Here is a 9,333-nt window from a genome sequence, read left to right as displayed (position 1 = left end):
GAAGCAGCATCTTGAGTAATGCGGCTCTGCGTTCAGGTGAATAGTACGGCACGACCAGTCTCTTTCCGCCCCCGATGTGCTTTTTTAGGAAAATTCGGAGAGGCGACAACTATCCTGACACCGGGGGAGACGCTGATCGAAAAGACGATCAACGATCAACTCAAAGAGGCCGGTTTGCTCGGTCAATTGAAGCGCTGCCTGAAAGTTGAGGGTATTGGATTTTTGACTGGGGCCCGCTTGATAACCGCATTTCAGCGAGGAGATTTTAGAAACGCGGATGCATTTATCGCCTTCTTGGGCATGGATTTACGGGTGGCGAAATCAGGACAGAAGGACGCTCGCCGCAGTTTGAGCAAGCGCGGTGACCCCGAGGCCCGCCGACTTCTGCACAATGCAGCGATGTCGGCTAGCCGTACGAAAGCCTGGAAAGGGTATTACGAAGAACAAAGAACTCGGGGGTTCAGCACCACTCAGGCGCTAGTGATGCTGGCTCGCAAGCTTGCTCGGGTTGTATTCGCCTTGCTGAAAGGGCAAAGCGAATATCAGCCAAAAGCCAGTTGAGGACTTTCCCTCAACCATAGAATCTCCCACAGGGGATCTCTGGTGAACACCAAGTTTTGGTATGACAGAAATTCAAAACTGTAGGAGCGAGCCTGCTCGCGATTGCGGAGTGTCAGCCAGCTTCAATATCGACTGATCCGCCGCCATCGCGAGCAGGCTCGCTCCTACAATGGATCTCTGGTGAACACCAAGTTTTGGTATGACAGAAATTCAAAACTGTAGGAGCGAGCCTGCTCGCGATTGCGGAGTGTCAGCCAGCTTCAATATCGACTGATCCGCCGCCATCGCGAGCAGGCTCGCTCCTACAATGGATCTCTGGTGAACACCAAGTTTTGGTATGACAGAAATTCAAAACTGTAGGAGCGAGCCTGCTCGCGATTGCGGAGTGTCAGCCAGCATCAATATCGACTGATCCGCCGCCATCGCGAGCAGGCTCGCTCCTACAGTGGATTTCTGGTAAGCACAAAATTTGCGTATGACAGAAATTCAAAAGTGTGGAAGCCAACTTGCTTACATCCGCGCCAACGCCTGCGCCAGATCCGCCCGCAAATCCTCCACATCCTCAACCCCCACCGACAACCGCACCAACCCGTCGCCAATCCCCAGTTCTGCCCGGGTAGCCGGTGGAATGGTGGCATGGGTCATGATCGCCGGGTGTTCGATCAGGCTTTCCACGCCGCCCAGGCTTTCGGCCAGGGCGAAGATCTGCACGCTTTCAAGGAAGCGTTTGGCGCCGGCCAGGTCGCTGTTGAGATCGAGGGAGATCATTCCGCCGAAACCGCGCATTTGCCGTTGGGCCAGTTCGTGTTGCGGGTGCGACGGCAGGCCCGGGTAATAGACCCGTGAGACTTGCGGCTGGCGTTCCAGCCACTGCGCCAGTTCCAGCGCGTTGCTGCAGTGCCGCTCCATGCGCAGGGCCAGGGTCTTCACGCCGCGCAGGGTGAGGAAGGCATCGAACGGGCCGGCGATGGCGCCGACGGCGTTTTGCAGGAAACCCAGGCGCTCGGCCAGTTCGGCGTTCTGCCCGACCACGGCGATGCCGCCGATCACGTCGGAGTGACCATTGAGGTACTTGGTGGTCGAGTGCAGCACGATGTCGAAGCCCAGCTCCAGCGGGCGCTGGATCCACGGGCTGGCGAAGGTGTTGTCGGCCACGCAGATGATGCCGCGGGCGCGACAGGTGCGGGCGATGGCGGCGAGGTCCGTGAGGCGCAGCAGCGGATTGCTCGGGGTTTCGACCATGACCATGCGGGTGTCGTCTTGCAGGGAGGCCTCGAACGCCGCCAGGTCGGTCAGGTCGACGAAGCTGAAGCGATGCCCGGCGCTGCGCTGGCGCACCTTGTCGAACAGGCGGAAGGTGCCGCCGTACAGGTCGTTGCCCGAGACGATGTGCGAGCCCGCGTCGAGCAGTTCGAGCACCGTGGAAATGGTCGCCAGCCCCGAGGCGAAGGCAAAGCCCCGGGTGCCGCCTTCGAGGTCGGCCACGCAACGCTCCAGTGCCCAGCGCGTGGGGTTGTGCGAACGCCCGTAGTCCAGGCCCTTGTGCACCCCGGGGCTCTGTTGCAGGTAGGTGGAGTTGGCGTAGATCGGCGGCATCAACGCCCCGGTGGATGGGTCCGGTGCTTGCCCGGCGTGGATCACCCGGGTGGCGAAACCCTGTGGCGGGGCGTTTTTGTCCTGTTGATTCATGGCAGGGATCTCCGCAAATGGTTGAGCATGTCGGTTCGGGTAATCAGGCCGTGGAAGCCCGAGGCGTCCTGGATGATCGCCACCAGCCCACGGCCCAGCTCGGCTTCCAGTTCAGCCAGGGTGGCATCGGGGGGCAGGGTTTGCAGTTTGTCGGTCATGGCGCTGGAGACGGCCTTGCGAAAGTGTGCAACGTCCTCATGTACACCCAGCAGGATGTCGGACTCGTCGATCACGCCGACCAGTTGTTTGCCGTTCACCAGCACCGGCAGTTGCGAGACATCCGCCAGGCGCATGCGTTGGAAAGCCGTCAGTAGCGTGTCATCCGGGCCGACGCTGATCACCCGGCCATCCTCGAAACGCCGCGCGATCAGGTCGCGCAGGTCGCCGTAGTGCTTGCGTTGCAGCAAGCCCTGATCGTTCATCCACTGGTCGTTGTAGACCTTCGACAGGTAACGCGTACCGGTGTCGCAGACGAAGCTCACCACCCGTTTCGGCTGGGTCTGTTCGCGACAGTAACGCAACGCCGCCGCCAGCAAGGTGCCGGTCGATGAGCCGCCGAGAATGCCTTCGGCGCGCAGCAGTTGGCGAGCATGGTCAAAGCTTTCTTCGTCGCTGATCGAATAGGCGTGGCGCACGCTCGACAGGTCGGCAATCGACGGAATGAAGTCTTCGCCGATGCCTTCCACCGCCCAGGAACCGGGGGTTGGAAGGGTGCCGCCGCGGCTGTATTCGGCCATCACCGAACCGACCGGGTCGGCCAGGACCATTTCCAGGTCCGGCTGCACCCGTTTGAAGAATCGGGTCAGGCCGGTGAGGGTCCCGGCCGAGCCGACGCCGACGACGATGGCGTCCATATCATGCTGGGTTTGCGCCCAGATCTCCGGCGCGGTGCTGCATTCGTGAGCCAGCGGGTTGGCCGGGTTGTTGAACTGGTCGGCGAAGAACGCATCGGGAATCTCCGCCGCCAACCGCGCGGCGACGTCCTGGTAATACTCGGGATGGCCCTTGCCGACGTCGGAGCGGGTGATGTGCACCTCGGCGCCCATGGCCTTAAGGTGCAGGACCTTCTCGGTGGACATCTTGTCCGGCACCACCAGCACCACCCGGTAGCCCTTGGCGCGGCCGACCAGGGCCAGGCCCAGGCCAGTGTTGCCGGCGGTGGCTTCGACGATGGTGCCGCCGGGCCTGAGGCGACCATCGCGCTCGGCGGTGTCGATCATGGCCAGACCGATACGGTCCTTGATCGAACCGCCGGGGTTCTGGGATTCGAGTTTGAGAAACAGTGTGCACGGGCCGGTATCGAAACGGCTGACGCGTACCAGGGGGGTATTGCCAATCAGTTCGAGCACGGCAGGACGGGAATTGTCGGGCATGTCATCACTCCTTGCGTAAATCCGCACTGGATGGACAGCAATCCGCGCCGGGTCTTTGCGTCGGTCGCGGGCAATGCATCGCTTGGACCATAGGCCGGGATTGGGTCGACCGCAACCTTGCACGGCCAGTCGGTCGGCTCGACGCTTTTTCCTCGCCAACAACCACAAAAAACATAATTTCGCTAATCCCCGGCTCCGAACAGAATGCGGCCAACACCCTTGCACCGATAGCTCAAGCAGAAGAACAACAGTGATCAGCATCGAGGCGGCAGCCATGACCGACCTGAATCAAACCACCTTTCAGAAGTGCACAGCCATGACAGTAGACAAGACCGAAATTGATACGCTTGTTGTTGGCGCCGGCCAGGCCGGCGTGGCCATGAGTGAACACCTGAGCAAGCTCGGTGTGCCTCACCTCGTTGTGGAGCGCAATCGTATTGCCGAAGCCTGGCGCACCGGTCGCTGGGATTCGCTGGTAGCCAACGGTCCGGCCTGGCACGACCGTTTCCCGGGGCTGGAATTCGACGGTCTGGACCCGGATGCCTTCGCCGGGAAAGAGCAGGTGGCTCAGTACTTCGAAGCCTACGCTCGCAAATTTAACGCACCGATCCGTACTGGCGTTGAAGTCAGGAAAGTGGAACGCAACGCTGATCGTCCAGGCTTCACTGTTGAAACTTCTGAAGGCGTGATCGAGGCCCGCCACGTAGTGGTCGCCACCGGTCCGTTCCAACGCCCGGCAATTCCGCCGATTGCCCCGCAAATCGCCGGCATCATGCAGATTCACTCCGCCCAATACTTCAACCCGCAACAACTGGCCGAAGGCGCGGTGCTGGTGGTGGGCGCCGGTTCTTCGGGCGTGCAGATCGCCGATGAACTGCAACGCTCCGGCAAACAGGTTTATCTGTCAGTCGGCGCCCATGACCGTCCGCCACGAGCCTATCGTAACCGTGATTTCTGCTGGTGGCTGGGGGTGCTCGGCGAGTGGGATGCCGAAACCATGCAGCCCGGTAAAGAGCACGTGACCATCGCCGTGAGCGGTGCCCGAGGCGGCCACACCGTGGACTTCCGCCGGCTGGCCCATCAGGGCATGACGCTGGTCGGCCTGACCCAATCGTTCAACGGCACTGTGGTGAGTTTCGAAGACAACCTGGCCGACAACATCCGGCGCGGCGATGAAAATTATCTGGCGCTGCTCGACAAGGCCGACGCCTATGTCGAACGCAATGGCCTGGACCTGCCGCTGGAGCCCGAAGCCCGGGCCATGCTGGCCGATCCGGATTGCGTGACCCATCCAATCCTGGAACTGGACCTGCTCAAGGCCGGTGTTACCACGATCATCTGGGCCACGGGTTACTCCACCGATTACAGCTGGTTGAAGGTCGATGCCTTCAAGGAAAACGGCAAACCCCGGCACCAGCGCGGCGTGTCGGCCGAGCCGGGGGTGTATTTCGTCGGTTTGCCGTGGCAGTCCCGTCGCGGCTCCGCGTTCATCTGGGGCGTTTGGCACGACGCCAAGCACATCGCCGACCACATCGTTAAACAGCACACCTATCTCAACTATCGGGATGCGACCCAGCGTCAAGCCGAAGCCGCCCGTGTACCTGTTCAGAAAGCCAGCCTCATGGGAGTTCGTTAATGCCAACTCATACCCGCATCCGCATGTTCAACACCAAGGACACCTATCCGAACCAGACGCTGGACAATGATTTGTGCCAGGCCGTGCGCGCCGGCAACACCGTGTATGTGCGTGGTCAGGTCGGCACCGATTTCAACGGTCAATTGGTAGGGCTCGGTGATCCGCGTGCCCAGGCCGAGCAGGCCATGCGCAACGTCAAGCAACTGCTGGAAGAGGCGGGCAGCGACCTGAGCCACATCGTCAAGACCACCACCTACCTGATCGACCCGCGCTATCGCGAGCCGGTGTACCAGGAGGTCGGCAAGTGGCTCAAGGGCGTGTTCCCGATTTCCACTGGCCTTGTGGTCAGCGCCCTCGGCCAGCCGCAGTGGCTGATGGAAATCGACGTGATCGCTGTCATCCCTGAATAAGGAATTCGCTATGACTTTTTCCATCGTGGGTCGCTGCGCCGAGACCGGTCAGTTGGGCATTGCCATCAGCTCCTCGAGCATTGCTGTCGGCGCGCGCTGCCCGTGGTTGCGTGCCGGTGTCGGCGCGGTGTCGAGCCAGAACATCACGCTGCCGGCCCTCGGCCCGCAGATCCTCGATGAACTGGCGGGCGGCTCGGCGCCGCCCCAGGCGTTGGACCACTCATTGACCCGCAACGGCTACAGTCAATACCGCCAGGTGGCGGTGGTCGATGCCCACGGGCGCACGGCGGTGTTCAGCGGCAACCATGCCCTGGGCATCAATAACGCGGTGGCCGGTGATCAATGCGTGGCGGCAGGCAACCTGCTGGCCAACAGTGGGGTGATCGAGGCGATGGTTGCGGCGTTCGAAAACAGCGAAGGCTGCCTCGCCACCCGGCTGATGAACGCCTTGCAGGCCGGGCAGGATGCCGGCGGCGAAGCTGGCGCGGTGCACTCGGCGGCGTTGTCGGTGGTGGGTGACCTGACCTGGCCGATGGTCGACCTGCGGGTGGATTGGGCCGATGAAAACCCGATCGGCGAGCTGGACAAACTGTGGACGGCCTACGAACCGCAACTTCAGGATTATCTGACCCGCGCCCTCAATCCGACTCTGGCCCCCGCCTATGGAGTGCCCGGCGATGAGTGAGTTGCGCAGCCGCGCCATGCTCGCGCGATTGATCGGGTTCGCCACGGTCAGCCGCGATTCGAATCTTGCGCTGATCGAGTTCGTGCGCGACTACCTGCACGGACTGGGCGTGGATTGCGAACTTATCTACAACGCCGAGCGGACCAAGGCCAATCTGTTGGCCACGGTCGGCCCGCGCGTGGCCGGCGGCATCGTGCTGTCCGGGCACACCGACGTGGTGCCGGTGGACGGCCAGGCCTGGACGGTCGAGCCGTTTTGCCTGAGCGAGGCGAACGGAAAGCTTTACGGACGCGGCACCGCGGACATGAAGGGCTATCTGGCTTCTGTACTGGCGGCGGTACCGATGTTTCTCTCCAGTCCTTTGAAGCGCCCGGTGCACTTGGCGTTTTCCTATGACGAGGAAGTCGGTTGCCTCGGCGTGCGCGGCTTGCTCGAAGTGCTGCCGCAACGCATCCCGGCACCGACCTTGTGCCTGATCGGCGAGCCGACCGAACTCAAGCCGGTGCTCGGCCACAAGGGCAAACTGGCGATGCGCTGTCATGTGCGCGGCGCCGCCTGTCATTCGGCCTATGCGCCTTATGGGGTCAATGCCATCGAGCAGGCCGCGCGCCTGATCGGTCGGCTGGGCGACATCGGCGCCACCCTGGCCCGGCCGCCATTGCACGACAAGCGTTTCGATCCGGCGTTCTCGACCGTGCAGGTCGGCGTGATCCAGGGCGGTACGGCGCTGAACATCGTTCCAGCGGACTGCCGTTTCGATTTCGAGATCCGCGCCTTGCCGGACTTCGCCCCGCAAGTGGTCGTCGACGAACTGCAGGGCTACGCCGAGCAGACGTTGCTGCCGGGCATGCAGGCCGTGGACACCGATACCGGTATCCGCTTTGAAAAAATATCGGCCTATCCGGGCCTTGCGACACCCACCGACAGCGCGGCGGCCCGGCTGATTGCCCGGCTATGCGGCAGTGACGAGTTCAGCACCGTGGCTTTTGGCACCGAAGGCGGGCTGTTCGATCAGGCCGGCATTCCTTCGGTGGTCTGCGGTCCTGGCAGCATGGACCAGGGACACAAGCCCGATGAATTTGTCAGTGTCGAACAGATGGCGGCCTGCGACCGCCTGATGGATCGCCTGGCGGCGTACTTGAGTGAATCCGAACACCCATGACAACAAAGGGTCGACAAGGCCCGAGGAAGCGATCCATGTCCAGATCCTTGCGTTGCAGTGTTCCGTTTGCCCTGGCGGTGTTGAGTGCCAGTGTGTGGGCGGCCCCCCAGGACCTCACCGTGATTTCCTTCGGTGGCGCGACCAAACAGGCCCAGGATAAGGCCTATTTCCAGCCCTTCAACGCCAGCGGCGCGGGCAACATCATCGCCGGTGAGTACAACGGCGAGCTGTCGAAGATCAAGGCCATGGTCTCCGCCGGTCACACCAGTTGGGACGTGGTGGAAGTCGAAAGCCCCGAGTTGTTGCGCGGCTGCGAGGAGGGCCTGTTCGAGAAGCTCGATGCGGGGCGCTTCGGTGATTCGGCGAACTTCGTGCCGGGTGCGTTGACCGAGTGCGGGGTGGCCACATACGTCTGGTCGATGGTCATGGCCTACGACCAGAGCAAGCAGGCCAAGGCGCCGCAGTCCTGGGCGGACTTCTGGAATGTCGCCGATTTCCCGGGCAAGCGCGGCCTGCGCAAGAGCGCCAAGTACACCCTGGAAATCGCCTTGCTCGCCGACGGCGTCAAGGCGGACGACGTGTACAAGGTCTTGAACACCCCGCAAGGCGTGACGCGGGCCTTTGCCAAGCTCGACCAGATCAAGCCGAACATCCAGTGGTGGGAGGCGGGCGCGCAACCGGCGCAATGGTTGGTGGCCGGGGACGTGGTGATGAGCGCCGCCTACAACGGCCGGATCGCCTCGGCGCAAAAGGAAGGCATGAAGCTGAGCATCGTCTGGCCGCAGAGCCTGTACGACCCGGAATACTGGGCGGTGGTCAAAGGCACGCCGAACAAGGCATTGGCGGAAAACTTCATTGCGTTTGCCAGCCAGCCGCAGGCACAAAAGGTCTTCTCGGAAACCATCCCCTACGGGCCGGTGCATCGCCAGACCCTGCCATTGCTGCCCAAGGACGTGCAGGAGCAACTGCCGACCGCCGAGGCCAACCTGGCCGGCGCCCGGGCCGTGGACGCGGAGTTCTGGGTCGACCATGGCGAAGAGCTTGAACAGCGCTTCAATGCCTGGGCTGCGCGATAACACAGGCACCGCAGGCTCCCTGTAGGAGCGAGCCTGAACGCGATGAGGCCATCAGATCCAACATCGTCGTTGATTGATACACCGCCATCGCCAGCAGGCTGGCTCCCACAATAGTGATGTGGCGCACACGGCTCCCTGTAGGAGCGAGCCTGCTCGCGATGAGGCCATCAGTTTCAACATCTTCGTGGACTGATACACCGCCATCGCCAGCAGGCTGGCTCCCACAATAGTAATGTGGCGCACACGGCCCCCTGTAGGAGCGAGCCTGCTCGCGATGAGGCCATCAGATCCAACATCGTCGTTGATTGATACACCGCCATCGCCAGCAGGCTGGCTCCCACAATAGTGATGTGGCGCACACGGCCCCCTGTAGGAGCGAGCCTGCTCGCGATGAGGCCATCAGTTTCAACATCGTCGTTGATTGATACACCGCCATCGCCAGCAGGCTGGCTCCCACAATAGTGATGTGGCGCACACGGCCCCCTGTAGGAGCGAGCCTGCTCGCGATGAGGCCATCAGCTTCAACATCTTCGTGGACTGATACACCGCCATCGCCAGCAGGCTGGCTCCCACAATAGTAATGTGGCGCACACGGCCCCCTGTAGGAGCGAGCCTGAACTGGCCTAATAATTCCGGACACCTCTTAAGGGCGATATGATTTCGCCAACTTGGAGGTTCCATGAACGAAAGAAAGGTCTATACCCGCGAATTCAAGCTGCATGCTGCCAGCATGGTGCTTGA

At 62.0% G+C, this 9,333-nt stretch carries 7 protein-coding genes and 1 pseudogene; 6 read left to right on the top strand and 2 right to left on the bottom strand.

Annotated elements, in window-relative coordinates:
- Window positions 1-126: 126 nt before the first annotated feature.
- Window positions 127-561 (top strand): annotated as a pseudogene (locus BSF44_RS28560) (transposase); the annotation flags it as partial.
- Window positions 562-1,071: 510 nt separating this feature from the next.
- On the opposite strand, the gene BSF44_RS28555 reads toward BSF44_RS28560, so the two are convergent.
- Complete coding sequence (locus tag BSF44_RS28555) at window positions 1,072-2,250, bottom strand: PLP-dependent aspartate aminotransferase family protein (RefSeq protein WP_095946345.1); 1,179 nt, start codon at window positions 2,248-2,250, stop codon at window positions 1,072-1,074.
- Complete coding sequence (locus BSF44_RS28550; RefSeq protein WP_095946344.1) at window positions 2,247-3,623, bottom strand: pyridoxal-phosphate dependent enzyme; 1,377 nt, start codon at window positions 3,621-3,623, stop codon at window positions 2,247-2,249. The genes BSF44_RS28555 and BSF44_RS28550 overlap by 4 nt, the downstream gene beginning before the upstream one ends.
- 274 nt (window positions 3,624-3,897) lie before the next feature.
- On the opposite strand from BSF44_RS28550, the gene BSF44_RS28545 reads away from it, so the two are divergent.
- Genes BSF44_RS28545 through BSF44_RS28525 form a run of 5 tightly spaced genes read left to right on the top strand, consistent with a single transcriptional unit; the run spans window position 3,898 to window position 8,592 of the window.
- Window positions 3,898-5,259: an NAD(P)/FAD-dependent oxidoreductase gene (locus tag BSF44_RS28545; RefSeq protein WP_172435415.1), complete on the top strand. Its 1,362-nt coding sequence runs from the start codon at window positions 3,898-3,900 to the stop codon at window positions 5,257-5,259.
- Window positions 5,259-5,669 carry a RidA family protein gene (locus BSF44_RS28540; RefSeq protein ID WP_003201555.1) on the top strand — a complete coding sequence of 137 codons (411 nt, stop codon included), beginning with the start codon at window positions 5,259-5,261 and terminating at the stop codon, window positions 5,667-5,669. The genes BSF44_RS28545 and BSF44_RS28540 overlap by 1 nt, the downstream gene beginning before the upstream one ends.
- A gap of 10 nt (window positions 5,670-5,679) precedes the next feature.
- The gene (locus tag BSF44_RS28535; RefSeq protein WP_095946343.1) at window positions 5,680-6,354 is read left to right on the top strand and encodes a DUF1028 domain-containing protein; all 675 of its coding nucleotides are present in this window, start codon (window positions 5,680-5,682) and stop codon (window positions 6,352-6,354) included.
- Window positions 6,347-7,516, top strand: a complete 1,170-nt coding sequence (gene argE, locus BSF44_RS28530) for an acetylornithine deacetylase (protein ID WP_095946342.1) — start codon at window positions 6,347-6,349, stop codon at window positions 7,514-7,516. Before BSF44_RS28535 ends, argE begins: the two co-directional genes overlap by 8 nt.
- Window positions 7,517-7,551: 35 nt before the next feature.
- On the top strand, window positions 7,552-8,592 hold the full coding sequence (locus BSF44_RS28525) for an ABC transporter substrate-binding protein (protein ID WP_095946341.1): 1,041 nt from the start codon (window positions 7,552-7,554) through the stop codon (window positions 8,590-8,592).
- Window positions 8,593-9,333 lie beyond the last annotated feature (741 nt).

Origin of the sequence: Pseudomonas sp. ACN8, assembly GCF_002303925.1 — a bacterium.
Lineage (GTDB): Bacteria > Pseudomonadota > Gammaproteobacteria > Pseudomonadales > Pseudomonadaceae > Aquipseudomonas.
The sequence above is the reverse complement of the archived record's forward strand: the minus strand, read 5'-3'. Positions and strand labels throughout refer to the sequence as shown.

Excerpts from the sequence above, each read along its gene's own strand:
- BSF44_RS28545 (WP_172435415.1), top strand. The coding sequence starts at position 3,898 with ATGACCGACCTGAATCAAACCACCTTTCAGAAGTGCACAGCCATGACA.
- BSF44_RS28540 (WP_003201555.1), top strand. The coding sequence starts at position 5,259 with ATGCCAACTCATACCCGCATCCGCATGTTCAACACCAAGGACACCTAT.
- BSF44_RS28555 (WP_095946345.1), bottom strand. The coding sequence starts at position 2,250 with ATGAATCAACAGGACAAAAACGCCCCGCCACAGGGTTTCGCCACCCGG.
- argE (WP_095946342.1), top strand. The coding sequence starts at position 6,347 with ATGAGTGAGTTGCGCAGCCGCGCCATGCTCGCGCGATTGATCGGGTTC.
- BSF44_RS28535 (WP_095946343.1), top strand. The coding sequence starts at position 5,680 with ATGACTTTTTCCATCGTGGGTCGCTGCGCCGAGACCGGTCAGTTGGGC.
- BSF44_RS28525 (WP_095946341.1), top strand. The coding sequence starts at position 7,552 with ATGTCCAGATCCTTGCGTTGCAGTGTTCCGTTTGCCCTGGCGGTGTTG.
- BSF44_RS28550 (WP_095946344.1), bottom strand. The coding sequence starts at position 3,623 with ATGCCCGACAATTCCCGTCCTGCCGTGCTCGAACTGATTGGCAATACC.